We start from the raw sequence: 24,330 nt of genomic DNA on the forward strand, positions 1-24,330 counted from the left end.
CTGCTTACCTTTGAGCGCAGTGTTATTAAATTGGGGCTAATTCCATTTCTTTTTAGTTTTAAGCGCCCAATTTTTTAATGCGCATGGGGAGTTGAAGATGAATAAATTGGCCTTGAGTGCTGCCGCTGCCTTATTGATATCCGGTCTAGTGATTGCGCCTTCCGCGAATGCGGCGACGCTCATTGGCAATACGCTCTCTGCGTCATATTTGTTTCCTGACTCTAACACCGTCCCCACCGGTGCTTTTGCTTATACGCAATCGACTTTTTCTGTCACCGATCCCGGAGTTGAAACCACCCTGATAATAGCCAACCTAGCCAATCCCAGCATCAACGACGAAATCGCCATTGATTTCACGGCTTATGCAGTGACCTTCACCTGGCTGAACGCAGCGTCCCGAACCGCCGCTCCATTTAACGGTCCGGAGTTTACAATCACATCCGGCAATCCCTTCAGTGCAATTACAAACGTTGTCTCGATTGGCCATACGGTCAGCGCTTCGCTCGTGGGCGGTGTTCTTGAGGTCAATTGGGCCGGTCAAACGTTTGCAGCGAATGATACGGTCGTGGTGAACTTCGCCAGTCCCGTCCCCGAGCCCTCCACTTGGGCGATGATGATCCTCGGTTTCGCCGGTGTTGGCTACATGACTTATCGCCGCCGCAAGACTGCAGCACTCGCCGTCTGATTTAAATACGAGGTCGAGAATACAGAGACCGCCTTCGGGCGGTCTTTTGTTTTGGCCGTGCTCTCCCACTAGTCATCGGGTTGATTGCGGTGCAACGCTCAAGCGATTTTCGCGCGTCTTCAGACACCCGCCACCGACGACCAGATCTCCGCAAGCTTGCGCTTGGCCTTCTGCCTACGCGTCAGGGGCACGGCCTCTTCCTCATCCTCCGGCAGCCGCAGGCCGACCACGTTGACCCGGCCGCCGCTGATGCTGCGCGCGACCAGAACGATCGGATCGAGCACCAGCTCGGCGCCTTCCTTCGGCGCACGGTCGAGATGAATATCGAAATAATCCGCCAGCGTCAGACTAGCCTGCTCTTCCCCGGCCGATACGCCGTAGATCTGGGCGAGTTCACCGAGCGTGTGCTCGCCCGATACCATAAAATCGCCGAGCAGATGCGGGTCGGGCGCCGAGCTCGGCGCCATGTCGACGAAGAAGCGATCCAGCGCCTCGGCCTTTTCCGGCGGCGCCAGCAGGTAGAGATAATCGCCGACCGCGACCGGATCGGCCTCGACGGGCGAGAGGATCCGCTCGTCGCGGATCACCAGCGTCGGCTTGGACCAGGATGGAATGAGCCCTCGCCGGAAGTAGAGGCTCTTCGAGCGGACGGGATAGCCGACCAGTTGCTGTTCGAGCTGGCCCGGCAGATCGAGCTCGACACGCCGCGGGCCGCGGTCGACGCGCGGCAGCGCCACGTGCAGCCACCGCGCCGCCGGCCCCAGCGTCCAGCCCTGCAGCAGCAGCGAGATGACGACCACGACAAAGGCGACGTCGAAATAGAGATAGGCTTTGGACAGCCCGACCAGCATCGGGATCGACGCCAGAAAGATCGCGACCGCCCCGCGCAGGCCGGTCCAGGCGATGAAGACCTTTTCGCGCCAGTTGAACCGGAACGGCGCCAGGCACAGCAGCACCGCAAGCGGCCGCGCCACGAGCATCAGCACCAGCGCCACGATCACGGAAGGAACCACGCTGTCCAGAAGGCGCTGCGGCGACGCCAGCAGGCCCAAGAGAACGAACATCACGATCTGCGCCAGCCAGGTCGCGGCGTCGAGAAACGTCACCACCGAATTATGCGCGCGCGTCGGCCGGTTGCCGATGATGATGCCGGCGAGATAGACCGCGAGAAATCCCGAGGCGTGCGAGATCTGCGCCACGCCGAAGATCACGAGCGCAGCGGTCGTGACAAAGGGCGCATGCAGGCCTTGCGGCAGCGCCATGCGATTGAGCGCCACCACCACCAGACGGCCACCGATCACGCCGACGACGGCGCCGAGCACGCCTTCGCGCACAAGCTGCAGTACAACATGCAGAGGCGAGCTTTCACCGAGTGAAATGAATTTGACCAGCATCAGCGTGAGAAAGATCGCGAACGGGTCGTTGGTGCCGGATTCGGCTTCCAGAGTTGCTCCGACACGGGGACGCAGGCGCAGGCCCTGCGTGTGAACGAGCAGGAACACCGCCGCCGCGTCCGTCGACGCCACGACGGCCCCGACCAGAAGCGACTCGGTCCAGTTCAGATCGAGGGCGTATTTGGCGGCCGGCGCGGCGACCAGCGCGGTGACCAGCACACCGATGGTTGCCAGCACCATCGATGGCGCCAGCACTATGCGGATGCTTTGAAACTTGGTCCGCAGGCCACCGTCGAACAGGATCAGCGCCAGCGCGACCGATCCCACCAGATAGGTGGTGCGGACGTCATCGAAGCTGAGCTGGCCGGGGCCGGCGTCGCCGGCCAACATGCCGATGAACAAAAACACCAGCAGCAGCGGCGCCCCGAAGCGCAGCGCGAGCAAGCTCGACAGGATGCCCGCCATCACCAGGATAGCGCCCAGAAAGATGGCGATGCTGACCGAGTCGAGAGAAGCCATGAACCTCCGCAATAACCTCTACAATCCTGGCAAATACTTGCAATTGCATCCTTATCGTTGCCACAGTTGAACGCCAACCCATTTCTGCGATAGCAGCAATGTGCCCGATTTACGGGCCTAACCTGTCCCCGTAGCTGCGTATCGATAGCATCCGCACTCCGCTTGTGGGAATCTGCCGGCTGCGCACGAATCAACTTTGCCTGATGGGGCCGGGTAGCCTCGAACGAGATTTAGCCGATGGATTTGAAAGAGATCATCGAGGTCCTGCACAACGCCGCGCGATCGGTTGGTGCGGAGGTCACCTCGCCCTGGTTCTATCTGCAGCTCGGACTGATCCTGACCGCGGCCGGGCTCGCCTGGGCCGGCGGCGCGGCCGTCCGCTCCAGGATAGACGTGTCGTCGATTGCGATGGGGTGGCCGGCGCCGTTCCGGCTGTTCGTCCGCGTTCTGGTCGGCAGCACGTCGACGGCGGTGTTCGCGCTGCTGGTGATGCTGGCGCGCGGGGTCATGATCGCGTCGACCTGGCCAAGCCGCAGCTATCTGCTCGCGGTTGCCGCCAAGCTCGCCTTGGCGTGGCTGGTCATCAACCTCGTTACCTCGGTCATCCGAAATACCTTTGTGGTCCGGCTGGTGTCGATATCGGCATGGCTGGTGGTGGCCTTGAGCACGCTGGGCCAGCTCGAGCCGGCGATCGAGGCGCTCGACTCGGTCTCGATCGTGCTCGGCGACCTGCGCCTGACGCCGCTGCTGCTGATCAAGCTTGGCGCGCTCCTGATCGCGGCGCTGTGGCTGACCAACATCGCCAGCAATTTCGTGGAAGGCCGGATCACCCGATCCGGCGATCTGACCCCGTCGATCCAGGTGCTGCTGGTCAAGATCGTCCGGCTGACGCTGATGGTATTTGCCATTGCGATCGCCCTGAGCGCGGTCGGCATCAACCTCGCGGCGCTCGCGGTGTTCACCGGCGCGGCCGGCGTCGGTATCGGCCTCGGCCTGCAGAAAATCGTCGCCAACTTCATCAGCGGCATCATCCTGCTGGTCGACAAATCGGTGAAACCTGGCGACCTCGTCACCATCGGCGACAACACCGGGCGCATCAGCACGATGAAGACGCGCTACATCTCGGTCGCCGCCGGCGACGGCCGCGAGTTCCTGATCCCGAACGAGGATCTGGTGACGCAGAAGGTCGTCAACTGGACCTATACCGACAAGAACACGCTGGTGAAGGTGCTGTTCAGCACCAATTACGATGCCGATCCGCGGGCGGTGTGCAAGCTGGCCGTCGACATTGCCGGCGCCGTGCCGCGCGCGATCAAGAACAAGCCCCCGAACTGCATCCTGACCGAATTCGCCGAGGCCGGGATGAAGTTCTCCCTGACCTTCTGGTTGCCCGATCCGGACGGCCTGGACAACGTCAAGAGCGAGGTGATGCTGGCGCTGTGGGACGCCTTCAAGCGCGAGGGGATCCGTGTTCCCTATCCGGTCCGCGAAATCCGCGTCCGCGGCGGCGCGCTGCCGGTTGAACAGGTGGTGGAGGTTTCCGGCTAGATGCAAGTCTTTTTAGAGCCTCCAGCACCTCAACCCCGGCTTGCCGCAGACCGCTCCGATCACTAAATTAGACCCTTAAATCAACCATTCCCGTTCCCCGAAGCATGACCCGCCCATGAGCTATATTGAAGCGTCAGACACCTCCTTGCGAAAAACCGGCCAGATCAAGCTACATGGCGCGAGCGGGTTCGCCGGCATGCGCAAGGCCGGCGCACTGGTCGCAAAGTGCCTCGACGAACTCACCGACATCGTCAAGGCGGGCGTCCCGACATCACGGATCGACGAATTCGTCCGCGACTTCGCCTTCAGCCATGGCGCCTATCCGGCGACGCTGATGTATCGCGGCTACCGTTACTCGACCTGCACCTCGATCAATCACGTGGTCTGCCACGGCATGCCCGGCGACCGCGCGCTGAAGGAAGGCGACATCGTCAATATCGACGTCACCTTCATCGTCGAAGGCTGGTACGGCGATTCCAGCCGCATGTACGTGATCGGCCCGATCGCCCGCAAGGCGGAGCGGCTGATCGAGGTCACCTATGAGGCGATGATGCGCGGCATTGCCGCGGTGAAGCCCGGCGCCACCACTGGCGATATCGGCCACGCCATCCAGAGTTTTGTCGAGCCGCAGGGCATGAGCGTGGTGCGCGATTTCTGCGGCCACGGACTCGGGCGCATGTTCCACGACGAGCCGAACATCATCCATATCGGCCGGCCCGGCGAGGGCGTGATGCTGAAGCCCGGCATGTTCTTCACCATCGAGCCGATGATCAATCTCGGCAAGCCGCATGTAAAAATCCTGTCCGACGGCTGGACCGCGGTGACGCGCGACCGCTCGCTGTCGGCGCAGTTCGAGCATTCGGTCGGCGTGACCGCTGATGGCGTCGAGATTTTTACGCTGTCGCAGCGCAACGGCGAAAAGCCGCTAACTCCGGCATAATTGGGCTGCGGCATAGTTGGGCCGGCGCCTAACCCTCCCCGCGCAGGGAGCTGACGATGGCGGCGGTGGAACGGGGCTCCCAAACGCAGCTTGTTGCGACTTGTCTCGTCGCATGTGCCGTTTTGTTCGCAGGCCAGAGCAACGCGGCCGAGGATACCCTGTTCGTAAGCAAGAGGATCACGCCGCAGGGCGAGTACACTGCCGGCATCGAAGGTCCCGCGGTCGACGCATCAAGCAACCTCTACGTTGTCAATTTTCAACAGAGCGGCAACATCGGCAAGCTGGCGGCTGGCGCTTCGCAGTCCCAGCTCTTCACGTCGCTTCCTGAGGGCAGCATCGGTAACGGCATTCGTTTGGATCGGCAGGGGCGGATGTACGTCGCTGATTTCAAGAAGCACAATGTCTGGGTCATCGAACGCGGCGAAACCACGCCGCGCGTCTACTTTCATTCCGATCGGTTCAATCAGCCAAACGACCTGGCGATCGCGGCGGACGGCACGCTCTATGCCAGCGACCCGCGATTTGCATCGCCCTCGGGCGGCCAAATCTGGCGCATTACCCGCGGCGCCGACGGCAAGGGTCAGGGTGAAGTGATGTCCAGTACAAGGCGCCTCGGCGTGACCAACGGGATCGATCTGAGCCCGGACGGCGCCACGCTTTACGTGAGCGAGTCGAATTCGCGGCAGGTCTGGGCCTATCGCCTCGACGGCAGCAAGCTGCTCGACCCGCGGCTGGTCAGGGGTTTTGCGGATTTCGAGGTCGACGGCCTGCGCACCGACGTCGACGGCCGGATTTATCTCGCGCGGCTTTCGGCCGGCAAGATCGCCATTATCGCGGCCAATGGATCACTCGAACGTGAGGTACCCCTGAGCGGAAAGCAGCCGACCAACCTCACCTTTGGCGGCCCCGACGGCAGAACCGTGTTCGTGACCCAGAAGGAGGGCCGTTTCATCGAGGCCTTCCGCGTGGACCGTCCCGGCCGCGAGCCTTGCCTGCAAATGCCTCGCATGTGCTGAAACGACGAATACGCCCCTCTTACTTCCCCCGGCAACACTGCTGCAACACGCCCTGTCATTGAGCAAGAATGGACCGGAATATCCTGGGTAGCGCGGGGTAGCATCTAGCGCGAGCCCTTCGGAATGAAGGCTCTGGCGGGCTCAGAATCAACCAAAGGGAGCAAGGGCAATGTTCGAAATTTCACGTCGCGATCTGGTCCTCGGGAGCACGGGGGCGGCGCTCGTTTTCGGGCTCAAGGGACCGGTTTCATTCATCGGCGCGGCGCATGCGCAGCGGGCCGCGGACAGCCTCAAATACAAGGTCGGCGAGATCGAGGTGTTCAGCCTGCATGAGGGAGCCATCGAGCGCGTCCTCAATGAGGGCTTCGTCAAGAATGCCTCGCTCGACGACGTCAAGAAGGCCCTGACCGCCAGCGGGATCGGCCCCGACAAGTTCGACAACCCCTTTACCGTGACCGCGATCCGGACCGGCGGCAAGGTCGTGCTGTTCGACACCGGCTTCGGCGGCAACGGCCCGCCGACGGTGGGCAAGCTCGCCGACAACATGAAGGCGGCCGGCCTCGATCCGGCCACCGTCTCCACGGTGGTGATCTCGCATTTCCATCCCGATCACATCTCCGGCCTGTGGGTGAAGGAGACCAATGCGCAGGTGTTTCCGAATGCGGAAATTCTGATGCCCGAGGTGGAGTACAAGTTCTGGACCGATCCGGCGCTGGTGGAGAAGCTGCCGGAGGCTGCTCGCGGCAATGTGAAGCGGATCCAGTCGACCTTCCCGACCTGGAAGAACATCAAGCAATATGTCGACGGCGCCGAACTGGTCCCCGGCGTGCGCGCCATCGCCACGCCGGGCCACACCGTCGGCCACATGTCCTTCCTGGTGGCCTCGGGCGGGCAGCAATTGTTCATCCAGAGCGACGTCACGGGTATCCACCAGTTGTTCGTCAAAAATCCCGGCTGGTTCTCGATGTTCGATGCGGACGCGCCGAAAGCGGAAGCCACGCGCCGCGCGTTCTTCGATCGCGTCATCGCCGAAAAGGGCATGATCGCCGGCTATCATTTCGGCTTCCCGAACGTCGGCACGCTGTCAAAGGACGGCAACGGCTATGCGTTCGCGGCCGTGAAGGCCTGACAGCGGGTTGATTGAAACGACCGAGGGCGCCGTGCTTTGCGCGGCGCCTTTTCCTCAGAGCCTCCCGCACTTTAGAGTTGCAAAAGCTCGCCGGCACGGCATGGTTACGGCGATGCCAGCCAGGACCAGCACTCCCCCGGATCAACCCGCCGAGACGCCGCATTATCACGGCCACCGCGAGCGGCTGCGCGAACGATTTTACGGCGCCGGGCCGGAGGCGCTGAGCGACTATGAGCTGCTGGAGATGGCGCTGTTTCCGGCCCTGCCCCGGCGCGACACCAAGCCGCTGGCGAAAGCGCTGTTGAAAAAATTCGGCTCGTTCGCCGAAGTCGTTCACGCGCCGGTCGCGCGCCTGCGCGAGGTCGACGGCATCGGCGAGGCCTCGATCAACCAGATCAAATTGCTCGCAGCGGCCGCGAGCCGGGTGGCGAAGGGCGAGATCAAGCGCAAGATCGCACTGGCGTCATGGAACGACGTGATCGAGTATTGCCGGAGCGGGATGGCGTTTGCCGACAAGGAGCAGTTTCGCCTGCTGTTTCTCGACAAGCGCAACCAGTTGATCGCGGACGAGATCCAGCAGACCGGCACCGTCGACCACACGCCGGTCTATCCGCGCGAGGTGATCAAGCGGGCGCTCGAACTATCGGCGACGGCGCTGATCCTGGTGCACAACCACCCCTCCGGCGATCCGACGCCATCGCAGGCCGATATCCAGATGACCAAAGCGATCGTCCAGATCGCCACCCCGCTCGGCATTTCCGTGCACGACCACATCATCGTCGGCAAGAACGGTCATTCGAGCCTGAAGGGGCTGAAGCTGATCTAGCGTACCGCTACCGCTCAGTAATCGCTATCCCAACGAGGCGACCAGCATCATGCCGCGGCGAGGCCTCGCACGGCGAAATCACGACCGAGGATGCTAAAATCAGGTGATCGCAACGCGCAGTTGCGCTAATATCCACGGGTCGAACATCCCGCGCCGCGCGCCGTCGCGTCCAGGGACCGACAAACTAACGTCGGGCAGGTTTTCGTATCGGAGGACCGTCATGACCAGCACTTCAGACACTGTGAATCAGGCCGGCTCGGATACGGCGCCGCTGCGCGCCAAATGGGGCTGGATCGTCGCACTCGGCGTCGTCTATCTCGTCGCCGGGTTCATCGCGCTTGGCAGCGTCGCGATGGCCACTGTCGCGAGCGTCTTCGTCGTCGGCGTGATGATGATCATCGCCGGCGTCGCCGAAGTAATCAGCGCCTTCCAGATCAAGACCTGGGGCAAGTTCCTGCTCTGGGCCCTGCTCGGTGTGCTCTATGTCATTGCCGGCTTCGTCACGTTCCAGAATCCGCTGCTCGCGGCCGTGCTGCTCACCCTCATTCTCGGCGCATCGCTGGTGGCCTCGGGCATCATGCGGATCATCCTTGCCTTCAGCATGAAACGGGAAACGCCGTGGATCTGGGTGGCGCTATCAGGCGTGATCACGCTGCTGCTCGGCGCGCTGATCCTCCTGCGCTGGCCGGTCTCGAGCCTCTATATCCTCGGCCTGTTCCTCGGCATCGATCTCATCATGGCCGGCGCAGGCTGGATCGGAGTAGGCCTCGGCTTGCGCCGCGCTCGCTGAGGTATGTCTGGCGGACTGCGCGCGGCGCAGTCTCTCGATCGACGATTAGGAGGCGCCCATGCGCTGGATCTACCTCGCCGTCATCATTCTGTTCGCCGCCGCGACGATCATCTTCGCAGTGCAGAACTTCGAGATTGTCACCATGTCCTTCCTCGGCATCAATGCCCGCGTGCCGCTCGCACTGCTGGTCGCCGTCGCCTACCTCCTTGGCGCGGCGACGGGCGGCAGCCTGTATGCGCTGCTGCGTCGATCGTACGAGGGATCGAGACGAAGCATTGTGGGCTCGTCCTGACCTAAGGCACCGTTTCATCTCCGGCCGAGGAGGATGAAGATGGCAGAAACCGCGCGCGAACCGGTCCTGGTGGATCTCGCCTTGCAAGGCGGCGGCTCTCACGGCGCGTTCACCTGGGGCGTGCTTGATCGGCTGATCGAGGAGCCGTGGCTGCGGATCGAGGCGATCTCCGGCACGTCGGCGGGCGCGATGAATGCAGCCTTGGTGGCCGACGGATGGACGCAAGGCGGCGCCGAAGGCGCGCGGGCGGCGCTCGATACCTATTGGCGGCGCGTGTCGCGGGCTGCGGCGTTAAGCCCGCTGCAGCGTTCGCCGCTCGACCGGATGATGGGTCGCTGGACCCTCGACACCTCGCCCGCCTACATCGCCATGGACCTGATGGCCCGCGTTGTTTCGCCCTATGATCTCAATCCGCTTGGCCTCAATCCGTTGCGCGCCATCCTGGACGAGAGCATCGATTTCGACCGACTGGCCCGCTCACCGATCAGGCTATTCGTCACCGCAACCAGTGTGCGCACCGGCCGCGGCCGCATCTTCCGCAACAAGGAGATCACCGCCGACGTCCTGCTTGCCTCGGCCTGCCTGCCGACCATGTTCCATGCGATCGAGATCGACGGCGAACCCTATTGGGATGGCGGCTATGCCGGTAATCCGACGCTGACGCCGCTGGTGCGCGAAAGCGACGCGCACGACACCATTCTGGTGCAGATCAACCCGCGCGAGCGGCCGGAGCCACCGCGCACGGCAAATGAAATCCTCAACCGGCTCAACGAGATTTCCTTCAACTCGCCGCTGATGAAGGAATTGCGCATGATGGCGCTGCTGCGCGAGGTGGCGGACCCCGGGCACGGCGAAGGCGCGCGCTGGGCCGGAATGCGAACGCACCGGATCATGACTGACGCGCTCGCGGAGTTCGGTGCGTCGTCGAAGCTCAACGTCGAGTGGGCGTTCGTCTCGCTGCTGAAAGAAGAGGGCCGCAAGAGCGCCAACACATTCCTTGACACCCACGGCGAGGATATCGGCGTGCGCTGTACGGCCGATTTTGACGTGCTGCTGGCGGAATGCTGAAGTCATGACGGTGTCAGGGCTTCTCGGCATCCTGATCGGGCTCGGCCTTTTAATTGCGTTCGCGTTCCGGGGCTGGAGCGTGCTGCTGCTTGCGCCGCTCGCCGCCCTGATCGCAGCGCTGTTCTCCCGCGAGCCGCTGCTTGCCCACTGGACCCAGACCTTCATGGCCAGCGCGGCGGGCTTTCTGGCCCAGTTCTTTCCGCTGTTTCTGCTTGGCGCGCTGTTCGGCAAGCTGATGGAGGACAGCGGCTCGGTCGCCGCGATCGCGAGCTTCATGACCGGGCGGCTCGGCCCGCAGCGGGCCGTGCTGGCGGTGGTGCTCGCCGGCGCGCTCGTCACCTATGGCGGCGTCAGCCTGTTCGTCGCCTTCTTCGTGCTGGCGCCGATGGCGCAGGAGCTGTTTCGTGCGGCCGGCATCCCGCGGCGTCTGATGCCGGCGGCCATCGTGCTCGGCACCTCGACCTTCACCATGTCGGCACTGCCCGGCACGCCGTCGATCCAGAACGCGATCCCGATGCCGTTCTTCGGCACCACGCCCTTTGCCGCGCCCGGCCTCGGCGTCCTGGCATCGCTGATCATGCTCGGCTTCGGCCTGTGGTGGCTCAATCGCCAGGAGGCGATCGCAAAGAGGAACGGCGAAGGCTTTGGCGACGGCGCGCCGATGTCGTCCGACCGTCTCGCCACCGACGAAAAATTACGTGAACGCGCCACCACCGCGCGCGAGTTCGATCCAGCAGAGATCGTGCACGGCGAAGCGACCGACGTGCCGCCTCCGGCCATGCTCGCCGCGCTGCCCCTTATCATGGTGATTATCGTCAATCTGGCGATGTCGCTGCTCATCCTGCCGGCACTCGACACCCGTTTTCTCGCCGAAGCCCGCTGGGGTGCGACGTCGCTCGCCGCTGTCGGTGGCGTGTGGGCCGTGATCACGGCGCTTGCCTGCGCGATTCTGACCGTGCTCGCGGTCAGCCATCGGCGACTGCCGGCGCTGCGCGCGACAATGGACGCCGGCGCCAACGCCTCTGTATTGCCGGCGATGAGCGTGGCGAGCCTGGTCGGCTTCGGCGCCGTGGTAGCGGCGATGCCCGCCTTCACGGTGGTGCGCGACGCCGTGCTCGGCATCGGCGGCGGACCGCTGGTGTCGCTGGCAGTCGCCACCAACGTGCTCGCGGCTCTCACCGGCTCGGCGTCGGGCGGGCTGACCATCGCGCTCGACGCGCTCGGGGCGACCTACATGATGCGCGCAGCGGAGATCGGGCTCGATCCCGCGCTGCTGCATCGCGTGGCGGTGATCGGTTCGGGTACGCTCGACAGCCTGCCCCATAATGGCGCGGTCGTCACGCTGCTCGCCGTCTGCGGATCGACGCACCGAGACAGCTATCGCGACATCGTCATGGTCGGCATCGTCGGCGCGCTCATCGCCCTCACTGCCGTCATCGCGCTCGGCTCGGTTGCGGGATCGTTCTGAGCATCGGCACTGACGTCATCCACGGGAATGCGGGGTCATGCCTCCAAGCCACGCCGTGAGCCTTGATCTTTCCCTGACCAGGCCATCCTGATTGAAGTGGTGAACACAAAAGTGTGCCCATGAATCTTCGAACGCCATTTCCATGTCACCTGTGACCGACGTGGTACCTATCCCGATTTCTGCGTAGGTAAACTCGAAACTGCCACTAGGACGCGCCAGCGCAATGTGGAACGGTTGACCAGTAAACTCGTTGATCTTCGGCCTGCCGGTGCTCCGCATGACGCCGGGGATCTCTACCCTTGCGGTTCTAAGTTCCAAGTCCGCATCAAGATCAATCGGCAGGAACAACGTCTCGCAAAATTCCGAGCATGTGGACGCGAATACAGCAAAGAGATTGCTCAATGGTTCGCATGTCTCGCCTGAGATGATCGTTTCAAGCGCGATCCGTTGAGCTTCATCTGCACGCTCGTCGATAACGATCTGGCGCCGGCCGTTTCCGTCCTTGATTTCGCCAGGCCACTTGTACAGCGCCGCCCAGTTCAGGCCTGAGAGCGGTGTATCGTTGAAGTGGCCTTCAACGATGGTGCCGACGAAGGCCGACTGACAAAAGCCGTGGGTACTCGGCAGGTTGAACTGGCAACCACAATTCATGGCGCAATTGCAGTTATCGTAAGTCTCGCTCTTGAATAGCCATTGATCAGCCATCTCACTGCGCCTCCCGTCGCTTGTGGTTGACGCCATGATTCCGCAAACAGGTGAGTGTCGCCCCCGAGCCTCCAGTCTGGAACCGGGGGATTGCGTTGTAGTGTTCACACCCCGTTCGCCCCGGAAGTTTAGCGGCGTTGACCTGCGACTGAAACCGGATGCTCGGATTTCCGGTTGTGGCCCATTGACGCCCCCGGCGCCCCCCCGGTTCAGAACCGCTTACGAGACCAAAAGGAGCCAGATTAGCCTGCTGGTTGGCATGGTCGCTTGCTGCACAACCGCCCCTCCCGCGACCCGACGGCCCCACGGGCCGATATCCAGATGACGAAAGCGATCGTCGAGTTGCCACCCCGCTCGGCATTTCCGTCTACGACCACATCATCGTTGGCAAGAACGGTCACGCAGGTTTGAGAGGACGGCAGTTCATCCAGCGGCGTCAAGGTCCATCGTAGATTGAGTACGGTGCGCGACTGCATATTTGATCCAGTGCCTTATTCTGCAATTGTGTATTGCAAAGCTAGCAGCGGCGTTCCGTTACTCTGCGCCTTTTGCGCGAGAGTTTCCTGGCCGCGATGATGGAGCATCGGATGCGGACGACACGCCGAACGTTCGTGCAGGCTTCCCTGGCGGCGACGGCCGCCGCGACACTCCTGCCAATCTCCCTGCGCGCCCAGCAGGGCTCGCCCGCCCGCCGTCCGATACCCTCGACCCGCGAGGAGATACCGATCGTCGGATTAGGGACGTGGATCACCTTCAACGTCGGCGGCGATCCGGTGCTCCGGGACGAATGCGCTGGTGTCATGGCCGCCTTCTTCGAGGCGGGGGGCCGCATGATCGACTCCTCTCCCATGTATGGCTCGTCGCAGCCGGTGATAGGTTACGGCCTTCAAAAGCTTGGGCGGCCCTCCGCGCTATTCTCGGCCGAAAAGGTCTGGACGTCCTCAGGCGCGGCAGGCCCGCCCCAGATCGAGCAATCGCGCCGCTTCTGGGGTGTGCCGAAGTTCGATCTCGTTCAGGTTCACAATCTCCTCGCCTGGAAGGCGCATTTGCAGACGCTCTTCCAGATGAAGGCGGCGGGCGCGGTGCGTTACGTAGGCATCACCACGTCCGAAGGCCGCCGGCATGATCTCATCGAACAGATCATGCGGAACGAACCCATCGACTTCGTGCAGTTCTCCTATAACGTCGTCGACCGCGAGGCGGAGGCGCGGCTGCTGCCGCTGGCGTCGGAGCGCGGCATCGCCGTGATCGTCAACCGGCCGTTCCGGCAGGGCGCGCTGACCGACCGCCTCAAGCGTGAGCCGCTGCCCGAATGGGCGCGCGAATTCGGGGTGTCGAGCTGGGCGCAGCTCATCCTGAAATTCATCCTCTCTCACCCGGCCGTCACCGTCGCAATTCCAGCGACCACCCGCGTCGACCACGTGCGTGAAAACCTCTCGGCTGCTACCGGACCGATGCCGGATCCGGCCATGCGGGAGCGCATCTCGGCCCACGTGAAGGCGCTTTGATGTCGGAGTGGTGGACCTACCGGGCGGAGGATTTCCTGCTGTTTTCGCCGCGCGTCTACTGGCGCATGTTCGAATCGCACAATGCGGCGCTCTGGCCTCTGCACCTGCTGACGCTCGCGGCCGGCCTCATCATCATCCTGCTCGTCGCATGGCGGCCGGGGACCTTGGCACGCTGGATCGCATTCGTCCTCGCGATGCTTTGGATCTTCGTCGGGTGGTCCTTCCTGTGGAATCGCTACGCGACCATCAACTGGGCTGCCGCCTATGTCGCGCCGGCTTTCGCCGTTGAAGGCGTGTTGCTGCTCGTCATCGGGTCGTTGCGCGATGGTCTCGCGTTCGATCGGCGCGGGCCTGCCGGTTGGATTGGATATCTCATCCTTGGCTTCGCACTCGCCGGACAGCCGTTGCTTGCGCCGCTGCAGGGACGCGGCTGGGCCTCGTCCGAGGTCTTTGGCATCGCACCGGATCCGACTGTTATCGCGACGCTCGGCGTTCTGCTCCTCGCCCGCGGCAGGCTGTTGCCAGTGCTGCTGCCGATCCCCGTTCTCTGGTGCCTCCTGAGCGGCATAACCCTCAGCACGATGGGAGTGCCGCAAGCCTGGGCTCCTTATGCTGCGCTGGCGCTCGCCGCTGCAGCCTGGATCTGGACGATCGTCCGTCAGCGCGGATCGCCTCCGCCCGCGTGAATGAACGTAAGCGGCACGTCGGCGAGCGCATCCGTCAGACGATCTGGCAGACGTTATAGGCGATGCCGCCTTCCACCAGATATCCCGATCCGACGCAGACGATATCGTTCATCCAGGAATATTGCGCCGCTCCCGTCTCGAACAGGGGGTTGGTGCGGAAATAGTAGCGCGAAGGGTCGACCTGATATCGCTTGGCGGGATCAGCCATCTCGGCCCGCAATTCGGGCGGCGTGATCCAGCGGCCGCCATAGGTCATGTGCACCAGTGCGCAGTCATGCGTGCGAAGCGTCAAGCGTACGTCGAGCGACATGGCGCCATCGGCACGAAACAGCGCCCAGTCGCCGCCGCCGGGCACGACCTCGCCGCGCAGCCTTGGGCCTTCGAAGGTTCCGCCCGCCGCACCGAACAGGATGCGGCGGCCGAGCGGGCCGTCACCGATGTTCAGTTTCGGATTGAGATCGACGACGATGTCGAACAATGGCGCCGTGCTGATCGCTGCGACCGGTTTGACGCGTGGATCTGCTGGCATGCTTGAAGTCCTGAGTTGCTGGAAGGGTGTCATTCGGCGGCCTGCTGCCGGGCGGCGGCATCCCCGAAAATCTTGCGCCGGGCTGCATCGGTCGAGACGCCGGATTGAGCGCACAGCTCCGACAGGTCGAAGCAGAACCGCTCGCGGGCAATCCGGTCGTCCCTAAAGGCGAACTGGATGAACACGGGGAGATCGGCACGCCGGCCGTTCGGCACCACGCCAAACCGATCACCGGTCATGGTCATCTGCACCCGGCCCCAGCAGACGAGCGTATCGTCGTTGGCGGCGTGGCCTTCGAGCACGACATTGTAATCCGGGAACGAGGCGAAGAACCGGGTCAGCACCTTCGCGTTCTCGGCCAGGCCGCGGGCGCTGGTGCCGAAGGCCGGGGTTTCCAGCAGCATGTCGTCATGAAGGACGGCATGCGCCGCCGGCACATCCTGCCGGCTCTTCGCGACCGCCAGCGCCTGGGCCAGTTCGAACATCCGATCGCTGTTCATGTGATCCCTCCTCCCAAAGGCCCTTCCGCCGGATGCAGAACGGCCGCCTCGAAAGTACATACCAATTGTTTTTCTCATACCGTATGTATGTTATATGTTGATAGGCTCTCAGGCGTCAAGTGGTATGTCGAGGGCATGCAGGAAGCCGGACGCGAACGAACCCGCCGCGAGGAATACACCGAGGCCACGAGGCAGGCGTTGCTGGCGGCCGGCCGTAACGCCTTTGCCGGCGAGGGCTATCAGGCGGCGGGGATCGAAGCGATCTCGCGCGCCGCGCGGGTGACGCGGGGCGCCTTCTATCACCACTTCGAAGACAAGAAGGCGCTGTTCGACGCCGTGGTCGTCGCCTTGCAGATCGAAGCCGCCGCCAGGATCGAAGCGAGAGCCAAGACGCAGCGCAAGGTGTGGGACCGCCTGACCGAGGGCATCGACGCCTATCTCGACGTCTGCCTTGAACCCGCCTACGCGCGCATCGTGATTCAGGAAGCACCAGCGGTGCTCGGCAACGCGCGCTACCGGGAGATCGAGGAAGCCCATCCGATGGCCCTGCTCACCGCGACGCTGGCGGCGCTGAAGCGCCAGGGCGAGCTCGATTTCGAGGACATCGAGCTGCTGAGCCGGATGGTCGATGCGATGATCTGCGAGATGGCGCTGCTGCTGCCGGGTGCGGAGAATCCGAAGAAGCTCCGCGCCCGCGGGCAAAAGATCATCGGCAGTCTGCTCGGCGGCTTTCGCACCACCTGAGCACAGGCGCGCTTACGCCTCGATCCACCGCTGCACGGCTTCCGCCGTATCCGCCGGCGTGGTGTTGAAGCAAATGCGGGTTTGCGGCGCGCCGAGGTGAACCAGATTGATGATCCGTTCAAACAGAAGCAGCCGCTCTGGCGGCTCGCGCAGCCCGGCGCCGATCACCACGCAGTCATAGTGCTTTGCGCCCAGCGCCGCCGCGGCGACGGCTTCGGCCGTGTCGCCGAGATCGATCAGGCAGCTATCGGCCTCGTAGCCCATCGCGCGAAGCTTCTCGATTTGCGCCTCGATGTAACTCGTCACCAGTTCGGCCGTGAGCCCCGGGAAGGCGCTGAAGTCTACCAGGGAAGGCTCGATGCCGATCGCGAGCACGGTCTTTTTCGCCATGCACCTGCTCCAGGCAAAAATGATTTCGTTTAAGGAAACGCGCGCATCGTCAAACAGGTTCCGGCTTCGATGTTGAGATCATGGTTCGACTGATGTCGAAGCATATCTGTCACGAAATCGGCCATTATGGTCTGCCTCGCCGGCTTGGAAATCGAGCTGGATATTTCACAGGAGAACACCATGGCTGCCACAGACAACGCCAACCCGAACCTGGTCGTTACCGCCTTCTGGGAAGTCAATTCGGGCGAGGAAGGTACCGTCGCGGAGCTTCTGAAGGACTTCCTGCTGCAGGCGCAGCGCGAGCCGGGCGTCAAGGCGTTCCAGATTCACCAGAACGTCGCCAAGCCCAGGGAATTCTTCTTCTATGAGGTGTTCGCGGGTGAAGCGGCCTTCGCCGAGCATCAGCAGACCGACCACTTCAAGAACATCATCCTCGGCCAGGCGATTCCGAAACTCGCCAGGCGCGAACGGTCGCAGTTCCGCTTCATCTGAATTCAGACCGGATCTGGCGCGCTGCCGATCGCCTCCTCAGCGCGCCGCTTCAACAATTGCTGTTCGCGCTTGTTGCCCGCAAGCGCGGCTGCGGGAGTTTTCGTTTCTCACGACAGCCGAAAGCGGCGTACCGGACTCAATATGCAATGGTCGTTCGCACGCCGAATATCGCGCCGTTCTTGATCGGCCTTTCCGGCCGATCTGGATCGGAGATGTGGCCGCCTGGATGAGTCACGTACTGGAATGTGGGCTGTAAGGTCCAGCCGGGCTTGATCTGGGCCTGGTAGCTCAACTCGATCGTCATCTCATAGTCGCGGACCGGCTGTCCATTCCCGGAATGAAAAATCATGTCGCGATCGAAGGCCCGTACGTGATTTGAAATGTTTGCATAGATGAAGCTTGCGCCGAACTTGTCATTGGGGCGGCTCGGGATCATGCCGGAGACGACAATGCCGCCATCGAAAAAGAAGTTGACGTGGCTGCTGTCCGAGGGGCTGGCCGAAATCCGGCTGAAGATGCCGACGCCGCTGTCGGGGCCGCCGTCCACCGGTCGGTAGATCTGTTGATCGATGACGCCGTAGACACCGCTGTTGCCGCGGATCCGGCGGGCAATGCCATTGCTCAGGGGGGGGAGGCAAAGCGAGAGTCCATCCGTGCCGTACCTGTGGTCGTGGAATGCTCCAAAATGATGCCAGCCGCCCAGCCGGTAGATTCCTGCCAGCCCGCTGTCATCTTTTCCCTGATTGTGGCGGTATTGAACCTCACCCATCAGCAACGGAGGATCGTTGATCCTGAAATTGGTTCCGGTGGTGTTGACCGTCCCTTGTTCTCCAGGATCTCCATTGAACACGGCGACGAGGGCGGACCAGTTCTTGTCGGGATCAAACCTCCAGCGGACGCCCGGTGTAGCGAGAGGATAGGCCGGTCCGCCGCTGGGCAGGTTGGCGCCTGTGATCGTGGGCCAATCGCTGCTCAAGAACATCCTGCTGTAGTCGCTGATGAAGAACTCAGCGTCTGCGGCAAGCTGACCGAAGCGAAAGCCAAACCGATCGCCATGCGTGGCTGTGGTGAGGATTCATCCAACCTGAGGTGGCTCTGCGGATTGAGCGGCTATCGCGTCGGCTGGCGGGATGGCTTCAGGCGAAGCACCACGTCGATGCTGATGAGGTCGTATCCCTCGGGCGCAGCCGGAACGCCGTGGACCTTGATCGTGCCGCTGGGCACGTCGATGTCGATCAGGCGATCTTCGTGAGCGACATAGAAGTGATGGTGATGGGAAATCCTCGTGTCGAAATAAATGGTCTCTCCATACACCGGCACCCGGTGGATTAATCCGATCTCGCTGAGCCGTCGCAGGCAGCTGTAGATGCAGCACAACGACATACGCGTACCTTGTCGGGCGAGTTCGTCATGGAGACCGATGGCGGACACATGTCGCCCACCGGCGGCGAAAAGGAGTTCTGCAATCGCCAAACGCTGTCGGGTGGACCGCAAGCCGGCCTGAGCAAGCAGATCGCGTGCCCGTGAGCCCTTCGCGATCACCATATCCTTTTGGTCAAGCCCACTGCGCTCCACGAAACCCACCTTTGATAAATTTGCGAATAAGTCGCATTTGCAAAATGTCCGAAGGTTCGCTAGACGTCAAGCTAGTTGCGAATGAATTGCAATTACAGAATGTCGCAGGCCGTTGCGGGCGGCAGCGGCGTGCGCACGACATAGGAGAACAAAGGAATGTTTGATCGGGGCAGGCGCGCCGTTCTTGCGACGGTTGCGGGGGCTGCGGTGCTTGGGCTGATGACGGGAACGGCGTTCGCCCAAACCAAATTCAAGGCGGTCACGACTTTTACGGTTATCGCCGACATGGCCCGAAATGTTGCCGGCGACGCGGCAACCGTCGAGTCGATTACCAAGCCCGACGCTGAAATTCATAACTATCAGCCGACGCCCGGTGACATCCTGAAGGCGCAGGAAGCGAATCTCGTGCTCTGGAACGGGCTCAATCTCGAGCTTTGGTTCGAAAGGTTCTTCCAGCGCCTCAAAGGCGTTCCAGGCGTCGTCGTCTCCGAGGGCGTCAAGCCGATGGGAATCGTGGAGGGGCCCTACAAGGGCAAACCCAATCCGCATGCCTGGATGTCGCCGAATGCGGCGCTCATCTACGTCGACAATATCCGTGACGCTTTCGCAAAGCACGATCCGAACAACGCCGCGACCTACAAGGCAAATGCCGAGGCGTACAAGCAGAAGATATCAGCGGCGATTGCTCCGATCCAGACAAGGCTGTCGGTGATTCCGCCTGAGCGCCGATGGCTGGTGTCGAGCGAGGGCGCCTTCAGCTACCTCGCCCGGGACTTCGGCCTGAAGGAGCTTTATCTCTGGCCGATCAATGCGGATCAGCAGGGCACGCCGCAGCAGGTCCGCAAGGTGATCGATGCGGTGCGAGCCAACAAGATCTCGGTCGTGTTTTCCGAAAGCACGATTTCACCGGACCCGGCCAAGCAGGTTGCCCGCGAGACCGGAGCCAAATATGGTGGTGTTCTCTATGTGGACTCGCTTAGCGCCGCCGACGGTAAGGTTCCGACCTATATCGATCTCCTGCGCGTGACGTCCGAGACGATCGCAAACGGCCTCGCACAGTGAGCGCGATGATCGATCCGTTCTTCAATCCCGCGTCCTCGGATACGGGATCCGGCCTCTCCGTCAGAAGCGCGACCGTCACCTACCGCAACGGTCACACAGCCTTGCGCGATGCGACGTTCAAAATCCCGGCAGGCACGATCACCGCGCTCGTCGGGGTGAACGGCAGCGGCAAATCCACCCTGTTCAAGGCGATCATGGGGTTCGTCGGCCTCGCCGGGGGCGAGATCACGATTCTCGGCCAACCGGTCAATGTCGCGTTGAAAAAGAACGTTGTCGCTTATGTGCCGCAGAGCGAGGACATTGACTGGAACTTCCCCGTTCTCGTCGAGGACGTGGTGATGATGGGCCGCTATGGCCACATGAACATGATGCGCCTTGCCAAAGCCGTAGATCACGAAGCGGTCGCAGCAGCGCTTGCCCGCGTCGGCATGAGCGATTTCCGCAAGCGCCAGATCGGCGAGCTATCCGGCGGCCAGAAGAAGCGGGTGTTCCTCGCCCGCGCGCTTGCCCAGGACGGGCGGGTGATCCTGCTCGACGAACCCTTCACCGGCGTCGACGTCAATACCGAAGACGCCATCGTCAAGCTGCTGCGCTCGCTGCGCGACGAAGGACGGGTGATGCTGGTCTCCACGCACAATCTCGGCAGCGTGCCGGAATTCTGCGATCGCACCGTGCTCCTCAACCGCACCGTGCTCGCCTACGGACCGACGGTCGAGATTTTCACCCAGGCGAATCTGGAAAAGACCTTTGGTGGCGTCTTGAGGCATTTCGTGCTGAACGAAAGCGAAGGCGGCAAGCCGCGTGCGCTCGATGTGATCACCGACGACGAGCGGGCGGTGATCTTCCAGGACGGCCAGGCGACCAGGCGCAAATCGTCATCGGGCGATGAGGATCGCAGCTAGTGTCCTCGCTGCTCGAACCCTTCACTTACGGGTACATGCTCAATGCCATGTGGGTCTCCGCGCTCGTCGGCGGGGTCTGTGCATTCCTCTCCGCCTATCTGATGCTGAAAGGCTGGTCGCTGATCGGCGACGCGCTTTCTCACGCCATCGTGCCCGGCGTCGCCGGCGCCTACATGCTTGGCCTGCCGTTTTCCATCGGCGCTTTCTTCTCGGGCGGCCTGGCGGCAGCGGCCATGCTTTTCCTCAACCAGCGCACCAAGCTGAAAGAGGACGCCATCATCGGCCTGATCTTTTCTTCCTTTTTCGGCCTCGGACTTTTCATGGTGTCGCTTTCGCCGACTTCGGTGAATATCCAGACCATCGTGCTCGGCAACATCCTGGCCATCACCCCGGAAGACACCCTGCAGCTCGCCATCATCGGTTTCGTCTCGTTCGCCGTTCTCATCGTCAAATGGAAGGATCTGATGGTTACCTTCTTCGACGAGACCCACGCCCGCTCGATCGGGCTCAATCCGACTGCTCTCAAGATCATGTTCTTCACGCTGTTATCAGCCTCGACGGTGGCGGCGCTGCAGACTGTCGGGGCCTTCCTCGTCATCTGCATGGTGGTGACGCCCGGCGCGACTGCCTATCTCCTGACCGACCGCTTCCCTCGCCTGCTCGTGATCAGTGTTGCGATCGGATCCACGACGAGCTTCGTCGGCGCCTATGCAAGCTATTTCCTTGATGGCGCGACCGGCGGAATCATCGTCGTCCTGCAGACACTGGCCTTCCTCGCGGTCTTCTTCCTCGCCCCCAAGCACGGCATGCTGGCGGCCCGCCGCCGCGCGGCCCAGGCGCTGGATGCCGCCCCATGACGCTACTCGACACGCTCCTCCAGCCCTTCCAACTCGAGTTCATGCGCTATGCGCTGATCATCTCGGTGCTGGTCGCGATCCCGACCGCACTTCTCTCCTGTTTCCTCGTCCTCAAGGGTTGGTCGCTGATGGGCGATGCGATCTCGCATGCCGTTTTTCCCGGCGTTGTGATCGCCTACATTGTCGGATTTCCCTATGCAGTGGGCGCGTTCGCAGCCGGCATGATCTGCGCGCTGGCGACCGGCTTCCTCAAGGAGAACAGCCGCATCAAGCAGGACACGGTGATGGGGGTCGTGTTCTCGGGGATGTTCGGGCTGGGGCTCGTGCTCTACGTCAAGATCCAGAGCGACGTACATCTCGATCACATTCTGTTCGGCGACATGCTTGGGGTGGATCTCCGTGACATCGTCGAAACCGGAATTATCGCGACCATTGCGGCCGGCGTCATCGTCGTCAAATGGCGCGACCTTCTCCTGCACGCGTTCGACCCGGCGCAAGCAAGAGCGATCGGACTGCCGGTCAGGCTCCTGCACTACGGGTTGCTGGCGATCCTTTCCCTGACCATCGTCGGCGCATTGAAGGCCGTCGGCATCATCCTTGCCATTGCGATGCTGATTGCACCGGGGGCCATCGCCTTCCTGCTGACACGCAAGTTCAGCGTCATGCTGGCGATCGCTGTCATCATTGCGGTGACTGCGTCTTTCCTCGGAGTCTATCTTTCTTTTTTCATCGACAGCGCGCCGGCCCCAACCATTGTGCTGCTGATGACCATCGTCTTCATTGCCGCCTTTGTCTTCGTCACGAGCAGGACTGCAAGCCTGCAAAGGCGTGAAGCAGCTCTAGCCGTAGAGCCCAACGACCCCGGAAGCGGTCAGTCCCGGATGTGAAGCCGCCCTTAAGCCGACGCCGCGCCCGCCTCGGCGGCGCGCCGCTTCAGCAATTCGCGTTCGCGCTTGTTGGTTGCAAGCGTTGATGCAAGCTCGAACGCTGTGCGGGCTTCCGCAGCGCGGCCGAGCTTGTGGAGCAGATCGCCGCGGACACTCGGCAAGAGATGGTAGTTCTTCAGCGCGGGCTCGCCTGCCAACCCGTCCACGATCGCGAGCGCCGCCGCCGGCCCCTCGGCCATGCCGACCGCCACGGCGCGGTTGAGTTCGATGATCGGTGAGCGCACCAGCATCGCGAGTTCGGCATAGAGTTTTGCGATGCGCGGCCAGTCGGTGTCGCCAGGCGTTCCGGCTCTGGCGTGACAAGCGACGATCGCGGCCTGCAGTGCGTAGAATCCGCGCCCACCGAGTTCATGCGACCTTGCAAGCGCCAACATCCCGCGGCGGATCTGAAGCCGGTCCCACCGCGCCCGGTTCTGGTCCATCAGGAGAATTGGGTCGCCAGCTGCATCCGTGCGCGCCGCGGTGCGCGAAGCGTTCAGCTCCATCAGCGCGAGCAGGCCGTGCGCTTCGGCTTCCAGCGGCGCGACCAGTGTGAGGACGCGGCCCATGCGCAGCGCATCGTTGCAAAGCTGCGGCCGCAGCCATTCGTCGCCGCGCGCGGCCGTGTAGCCCTCGTTGAAGATGAGATAGACGACCTCCAGCACCGAAGCTAGCCGTTCCGAGAGCTCCTCGCCGCGCGGCGTTTCATAGGCGAGCCCGGATTCCGACAACATCCGCTTCGCGCGCACGATGCGCTGGGCAATGGTTGCCTCCGGCTGCAGGAAGGCGCGGGCGATCTCTTCCGTCGTCAGGCCGCAGATCATCCTGAGGGCGAGAGCTGCGCGCGCCTCACGCGACAGTCTTGGATGGCAGGCGGTGAATATCAGCCGCAGCAGTTCGTCGCCGATATCATCATCCAGGCCGGCGTCCGGATCAGGCATCGCCTGCTGCTCCTGCTCCAGGTCGCGTATCAGCATCTCGTGCTTGCGCGCGAGCATGCTGCGCCGGCGCAGGTCGTCGAGCGCGCGGCGTTTGGCGGTTGCCATCAGCCATGCGCCCGGCTTTTCCGGCACGCCGGTGACAGGCCAATGCTCGAGCGCCGCCACCAAGGCTTCCTGCGTCAGGTCTTCGGCCAGCGTCACATCGCGCAACATCCGGGACAGGCCGGTGATCAGGCGCGGCTGCTCGATGCGCCAGACCGCCAGAATGGTGCGATGGACGTCGGCGGCCGTCATCGCCGCCGACTGCGTTTTACGGATGCCGCCATCAGGCGTGGGCGGGTGATTCGACGTCTCCGCAGGTCGTTTCCAGGCCGTGGCCGGCCATGGCGCGCAGCTCGCAGGTGCCTTCCCAGCCGGGCATGTGGTCGAGATGAAGCTGCATGAACTCCTTGGCCATGGCGAGCGCTTCCGCGTTGTCGCGGAACTCGAAGATGGCGTAGCCACCGATCACTTCCTTGGCCTCCACGAACGGGCCGTCGGTGACCCGCAGCTTGCCGCCTTCGATCGAGACCCGCGCCCCCTCCTGCAACGGGGTCAGCCCGCCCATGTCGATCATCCGGCCGGCCTTGATCTCGCGTTCGGCAAGCTTGCCCATCGCTTCCATCAGGGCGGGCGTCGGGGCCTTCATCGGTTGCGGGGAAGTGACGATGGACATGAAGCGCATGAACAACTCCTGTGCTGCGAGCTGGCGGCATCAGGCCGGCCATTCCGTCTCGCTACAGGGAACGACGATCGGGCCGCGGCCGGATCGACATGCGCTTGAAAAAAAATCCCGACC

Annotated in this window: 27 protein-coding genes and 1 pseudogene; 19 read left to right on the plus strand and 9 right to left on the minus strand. The window is 62.8% G+C overall.

Annotation, left to right across the window (positions count from 1 at the left end):
• The first annotated feature begins 97 nt into the window (after nt 1-97).
• Nucleotides 98-685: a PEPxxWA-CTERM sorting domain-containing protein gene (locus IVB05_RS40835; protein WP_247781739.1), complete on the plus strand. Its 588-nt coding sequence runs from the start codon at nt 98-100 to the stop codon at nt 683-685.
• 119 nt (nt 686-804) lie between these two features.
• On the opposite strand, the gene IVB05_RS40840 is transcribed toward IVB05_RS40835, so the two are convergent.
• On the minus strand, nt 805-2,598 hold the full coding sequence (locus tag IVB05_RS40840; RefSeq protein WP_247781741.1) for a potassium/proton antiporter: 1,794 nt from the start codon (nt 2,596-2,598) through the stop codon (nt 805-807).
• A 237-nt stretch (nt 2,599-2,835) separates the two neighbouring features.
• Here IVB05_RS40840 and IVB05_RS40845 point away from each other — a divergent pair, with 237 nt between their 5' ends.
• From IVB05_RS40845 to IVB05_RS40885, 9 genes are all read left to right on the plus strand, one after another.
• The gene (locus IVB05_RS40845; protein ID WP_247781743.1) at nt 2,836-4,146 is read left to right on the plus strand and encodes a mechanosensitive ion channel domain-containing protein; all 1,311 of its coding nucleotides are present in this window, start codon (nt 2,836-2,838) and stop codon (nt 4,144-4,146) included.
• A 115-nt stretch (nt 4,147-4,261) separates the two neighbouring features.
• Nucleotides 4,262-5,086, plus strand: coding sequence for a type I methionyl aminopeptidase (map, locus tag IVB05_RS40850; protein ID WP_247781745.1), 825 nt, complete (start codon nt 4,262-4,264; stop codon nt 5,084-5,086).
• 56 nt (nt 5,087-5,142) lie between these two features.
• Nucleotides 5,143-6,102, plus strand: coding sequence for an SMP-30/gluconolactonase/LRE family protein (locus IVB05_RS40855; RefSeq protein ID WP_247781747.1), 960 nt, complete (start codon nt 5,143-5,145; stop codon nt 6,100-6,102).
• A gap of 169 nt (nt 6,103-6,271) precedes the next feature.
• On the plus strand, nt 6,272-7,231 hold the full coding sequence (locus IVB05_RS40860) for an MBL fold metallo-hydrolase (RefSeq protein WP_247781749.1): 960 nt from the start codon (nt 6,272-6,274) through the stop codon (nt 7,229-7,231).
• 112 nt (nt 7,232-7,343) lie between these two features.
• On the plus strand, nt 7,344-8,057 hold the full coding sequence (radC, locus tag IVB05_RS40865) for a DNA repair protein RadC (protein WP_247781750.1): 714 nt from the start codon (nt 7,344-7,346) through the stop codon (nt 8,055-8,057).
• 220 nt (nt 8,058-8,277) lie between these two features.
• Nucleotides 8,278-8,847: an HdeD family acid-resistance protein gene (locus tag IVB05_RS40870; RefSeq protein ID WP_247781751.1), complete on the plus strand. Its 570-nt coding sequence runs from the start codon at nt 8,278-8,280 to the stop codon at nt 8,845-8,847.
• A 58-nt stretch (nt 8,848-8,905) separates the two neighbouring features.
• Nucleotides 8,906-9,139 carry a hypothetical protein gene (locus IVB05_RS40875; RefSeq protein ID WP_247781753.1) on the plus strand — a complete coding sequence of 78 codons (234 nt, stop codon included), beginning with the start codon at nt 8,906-8,908 and terminating at the stop codon, nt 9,137-9,139.
• A 39-nt stretch (nt 9,140-9,178) separates the two neighbouring features.
• Entirely contained in the window at nt 9,179-10,207 is a 1,029-nt protein-coding gene (locus IVB05_RS40880) for a patatin-like phospholipase family protein (protein WP_247781754.1), read from the plus strand.
• A gap of 4 nt (nt 10,208-10,211) precedes the next feature.
• Complete coding sequence (locus IVB05_RS40885) at nt 10,212-11,675, plus strand: GntP family permease (protein WP_247781756.1); 1,464 nt, start codon at nt 10,212-10,214, stop codon at nt 11,673-11,675.
• Between the two features lie 15 nt (nt 11,676-11,690).
• Here IVB05_RS40885 and IVB05_RS40890 read toward each other — a convergent pair whose 3' ends face one another.
• The gene (locus IVB05_RS40890) at nt 11,691-12,380 is read right to left on the minus strand and encodes a DUF1326 domain-containing protein (RefSeq protein WP_247781758.1); all 690 of its coding nucleotides are present in this window, start codon (nt 12,378-12,380) and stop codon (nt 11,691-11,693) included.
• Nucleotides 12,381-12,647: 267 nt separating this feature from the next.
• Here IVB05_RS40890 and IVB05_RS40895 point away from each other — a divergent pair.
• From IVB05_RS40895 to IVB05_RS40905, 3 genes and pseudogenes are all read left to right on the plus strand, one after another.
• A pseudogene (locus tag IVB05_RS40895) lies at nt 12,648-12,832 on the plus strand (JAB domain-containing protein); the annotation flags it as partial.
• Between the two features lie 135 nt (nt 12,833-12,967).
• Nucleotides 12,968-13,888, plus strand: a complete 921-nt coding sequence (locus tag IVB05_RS40900) for an aldo/keto reductase (protein WP_247781759.1) — start codon at nt 12,968-12,970, stop codon at nt 13,886-13,888.
• The gene (locus IVB05_RS40905) at nt 13,888-14,574 is read left to right on the plus strand and encodes a DUF6064 family protein (RefSeq protein WP_247781761.1); all 687 of its coding nucleotides are present in this window, start codon (nt 13,888-13,890) and stop codon (nt 14,572-14,574) included. The genes IVB05_RS40900 and IVB05_RS40905 overlap by 1 nt, the downstream gene beginning before the upstream one ends.
• Before the next feature lie 34 nt (nt 14,575-14,608).
• Here IVB05_RS40905 and IVB05_RS40910 read toward each other — a convergent pair whose 3' ends face one another.
• Nucleotides 14,609-15,103 (minus strand): DUF3237 domain-containing protein, encoded by a 495-nt coding sequence (locus tag IVB05_RS40910; RefSeq protein WP_247781763.1) that lies wholly within the window; start codon nt 15,101-15,103, stop codon nt 14,609-14,611.
• Nucleotides 15,104-15,132: 29 nt separating this feature from the next.
• Complete coding sequence (locus tag IVB05_RS40915; RefSeq protein ID WP_247781765.1) at nt 15,133-15,603, minus strand: ester cyclase; 471 nt, start codon at nt 15,601-15,603, stop codon at nt 15,133-15,135.
• A gap of 87 nt (nt 15,604-15,690) precedes the next feature.
• Here IVB05_RS40915 and IVB05_RS40920 point away from each other — a divergent pair, with 87 nt between their 5' ends.
• The gene (locus IVB05_RS40920; protein WP_247781766.1) at nt 15,691-16,347 is read left to right on the plus strand and encodes a TetR/AcrR family transcriptional regulator; all 657 of its coding nucleotides are present in this window, start codon (nt 15,691-15,693) and stop codon (nt 16,345-16,347) included.
• Between the two features lie 12 nt (nt 16,348-16,359).
• Here IVB05_RS40920 and IVB05_RS40925 read toward each other — a convergent pair whose 3' ends face one another.
• The gene (locus tag IVB05_RS40925; RefSeq protein WP_247781768.1) at nt 16,360-16,737 is read right to left on the minus strand and encodes a hypothetical protein; all 378 of its coding nucleotides are present in this window, start codon (nt 16,735-16,737) and stop codon (nt 16,360-16,362) included.
• Between the two features lie 180 nt (nt 16,738-16,917).
• On the opposite strand from IVB05_RS40925, the gene IVB05_RS40930 reads away from it, so the two are divergent.
• Complete coding sequence (locus tag IVB05_RS40930; RefSeq protein ID WP_247781770.1) at nt 16,918-17,229, plus strand: antibiotic biosynthesis monooxygenase family protein; 312 nt, start codon at nt 16,918-16,920, stop codon at nt 17,227-17,229.
• A gap of 136 nt (nt 17,230-17,365) precedes the next feature.
• On the opposite strand, the gene IVB05_RS40935 is transcribed toward IVB05_RS40930, so the two are convergent.
• Both IVB05_RS40935 and IVB05_RS40940 read right to left on the minus strand, forming a co-directional pair.
• Nucleotides 17,366-18,304, minus strand: a complete 939-nt coding sequence (locus tag IVB05_RS40935) for a carbohydrate porin (RefSeq protein ID WP_256473456.1) — start codon at nt 18,302-18,304, stop codon at nt 17,366-17,368.
• 35 nt (nt 18,305-18,339) lie between these two features.
• Entirely contained in the window at nt 18,340-18,774 is a 435-nt protein-coding gene (locus IVB05_RS40940; RefSeq protein ID WP_247781771.1) for a transcriptional repressor, read from the minus strand.
• A gap of 249 nt (nt 18,775-19,023) precedes the next feature.
• Between IVB05_RS40940 and IVB05_RS40945 the strand changes: the two genes are divergently transcribed.
• Genes IVB05_RS40945 through IVB05_RS40960 form a run of 4 tightly spaced genes read left to right on the plus strand, consistent with a single transcriptional unit; the run spans nt 19,024 to nt 22,512 of the window.
• A complete protein-coding gene (locus IVB05_RS40945; RefSeq protein WP_247787363.1) occupies nt 19,024-19,866 on the plus strand; it encodes a metal ABC transporter substrate-binding protein in 843 nt (280 codons plus the stop codon).
• 5 nt (nt 19,867-19,871) lie between these two features.
• On the plus strand, nt 19,872-20,768 hold the full coding sequence (locus tag IVB05_RS40950) for a manganese/iron ABC transporter ATP-binding protein (RefSeq protein ID WP_247781773.1): 897 nt from the start codon (nt 19,872-19,874) through the stop codon (nt 20,766-20,768).
• A gap of 35 nt (nt 20,769-20,803) precedes the next feature.
• On the plus strand, nt 20,804-21,625 hold the full coding sequence (gene sitC / locus IVB05_RS40955; protein ID WP_276578777.1) for an iron/manganese ABC transporter permease subunit SitC: 822 nt from the start codon (nt 20,804-20,806) through the stop codon (nt 21,623-21,625).
• On the plus strand, nt 21,622-22,512 hold the full coding sequence (locus IVB05_RS40960; RefSeq protein ID WP_247781776.1) for a metal ABC transporter permease: 891 nt from the start codon (nt 21,622-21,624) through the stop codon (nt 22,510-22,512). The genes sitC and IVB05_RS40960 overlap by 4 nt, the downstream gene beginning before the upstream one ends.
• Before the next feature lie 8 nt (nt 22,513-22,520).
• Here the strand turns inward: IVB05_RS40960 and IVB05_RS40965 are convergent, their stop codons facing one another.
• Entirely contained in the window at nt 22,521-23,786 is a 1,266-nt protein-coding gene (locus IVB05_RS40965; protein WP_247781778.1) for an RNA polymerase sigma factor, read from the minus strand.
• Between the two features lie 31 nt (nt 23,787-23,817).
• Nucleotides 23,818-24,216 carry a YciI family protein gene (locus IVB05_RS40970; protein ID WP_247781779.1) on the minus strand — a complete coding sequence of 133 codons (399 nt, stop codon included), beginning with the start codon at nt 24,214-24,216 and terminating at the stop codon, nt 23,818-23,820.
• Between the last annotated feature and the right edge of the window lie 114 nt (nt 24,217-24,330).

Origin of the sequence: Bradyrhizobium sp. 170 (genome assembly GCF_023101085.1) — a bacterium.
GTDB lineage: Bacteria > Pseudomonadota > Alphaproteobacteria > Rhizobiales > Xanthobacteraceae > Bradyrhizobium.

What these genes read in the sequence shown, in the direction of transcription:
- IVB05_RS40835 (WP_247781739.1), top strand. Translation starts at nt 98, where the DNA reads ATGAATAAATTGGCCTTGAGTGCTGCCGCTGCCTTATTGATATCCGGT.
- IVB05_RS40840 (WP_247781741.1), bottom strand. Translation starts at nt 2,598, where the DNA reads ATGGCTTCTCTCGACTCGGTCAGCATCGCCATCTTTCTGGGCGCTATC.
- IVB05_RS40845 (WP_247781743.1), top strand. Translation starts at nt 2,836, where the DNA reads ATGGATTTGAAAGAGATCATCGAGGTCCTGCACAACGCCGCGCGATCG.
- map (WP_247781745.1), top strand. Translation starts at nt 4,262, where the DNA reads ATGAGCTATATTGAAGCGTCAGACACCTCCTTGCGAAAAACCGGCCAG.
- IVB05_RS40855 (WP_247781747.1), top strand. Translation starts at nt 5,143, where the DNA reads ATGGCGGCGGTGGAACGGGGCTCCCAAACGCAGCTTGTTGCGACTTGT.
- IVB05_RS40860 (WP_247781749.1), top strand. Translation starts at nt 6,272, where the DNA reads ATGTTCGAAATTTCACGTCGCGATCTGGTCCTCGGGAGCACGGGGGCG.
- radC (WP_247781750.1), top strand. Translation starts at nt 7,344, where the DNA reads ATGCCAGCCAGGACCAGCACTCCCCCGGATCAACCCGCCGAGACGCCG.
- IVB05_RS40870 (WP_247781751.1), top strand. Translation starts at nt 8,278, where the DNA reads ATGACCAGCACTTCAGACACTGTGAATCAGGCCGGCTCGGATACGGCG.
- IVB05_RS40875 (WP_247781753.1), top strand. Translation starts at nt 8,906, where the DNA reads ATGCGCTGGATCTACCTCGCCGTCATCATTCTGTTCGCCGCCGCGACG.
- IVB05_RS40880 (WP_247781754.1), top strand. Translation starts at nt 9,179, where the DNA reads ATGGCAGAAACCGCGCGCGAACCGGTCCTGGTGGATCTCGCCTTGCAA.
- IVB05_RS40885 (WP_247781756.1), top strand. Translation starts at nt 10,212, where the DNA reads ATGACGGTGTCAGGGCTTCTCGGCATCCTGATCGGGCTCGGCCTTTTA.
- IVB05_RS40890 (WP_247781758.1), bottom strand. Translation starts at nt 12,380, where the DNA reads ATGGCTGATCAATGGCTATTCAAGAGCGAGACTTACGATAACTGCAAT.
- IVB05_RS40900 (WP_247781759.1), top strand. Translation starts at nt 12,968, where the DNA reads ATGCGGACGACACGCCGAACGTTCGTGCAGGCTTCCCTGGCGGCGACG.
- IVB05_RS40905 (WP_247781761.1), top strand. Translation starts at nt 13,888, where the DNA reads ATGTCGGAGTGGTGGACCTACCGGGCGGAGGATTTCCTGCTGTTTTCG.
- IVB05_RS40910 (WP_247781763.1), bottom strand. Translation starts at nt 15,103, where the DNA reads ATGCCAGCAGATCCACGCGTCAAACCGGTCGCAGCGATCAGCACGGCG.
- IVB05_RS40915 (WP_247781765.1), bottom strand. Translation starts at nt 15,603, where the DNA reads ATGAACAGCGATCGGATGTTCGAACTGGCCCAGGCGCTGGCGGTCGCG.
- IVB05_RS40920 (WP_247781766.1), top strand. Translation starts at nt 15,691, where the DNA reads ATGTTATATGTTGATAGGCTCTCAGGCGTCAAGTGGTATGTCGAGGGC.
- IVB05_RS40925 (WP_247781768.1), bottom strand. Translation starts at nt 16,737, where the DNA reads ATGGCGAAAAAGACCGTGCTCGCGATCGGCATCGAGCCTTCCCTGGTA.
- IVB05_RS40930 (WP_247781770.1), top strand. Translation starts at nt 16,918, where the DNA reads ATGGCTGCCACAGACAACGCCAACCCGAACCTGGTCGTTACCGCCTTC.
- IVB05_RS40940 (WP_247781771.1), bottom strand. Translation starts at nt 18,774, where the DNA reads ATGGTGATCGCGAAGGGCTCACGGGCACGCGATCTGCTTGCTCAGGCC.
- IVB05_RS40945 (WP_247787363.1), top strand. Translation starts at nt 19,024, where the DNA reads ATGACGGGAACGGCGTTCGCCCAAACCAAATTCAAGGCGGTCACGACT.
- IVB05_RS40950 (WP_247781773.1), top strand. Translation starts at nt 19,872, where the DNA reads ATGATCGATCCGTTCTTCAATCCCGCGTCCTCGGATACGGGATCCGGC.
- sitC (WP_276578777.1), top strand. Translation starts at nt 20,804, where the DNA reads ATGCTCAATGCCATGTGGGTCTCCGCGCTCGTCGGCGGGGTCTGTGCA.
- IVB05_RS40960 (WP_247781776.1), top strand. Translation starts at nt 21,622, where the DNA reads ATGACGCTACTCGACACGCTCCTCCAGCCCTTCCAACTCGAGTTCATG.
- IVB05_RS40965 (WP_247781778.1), bottom strand. Translation starts at nt 23,786, where the DNA reads ATGACGGCCGCCGACGTCCATCGCACCATTCTGGCGGTCTGGCGCATC.
- IVB05_RS40970 (WP_247781779.1), bottom strand. Translation starts at nt 24,216, where the DNA reads ATGCGCTTCATGTCCATCGTCACTTCCCCGCAACCGATGAAGGCCCCG.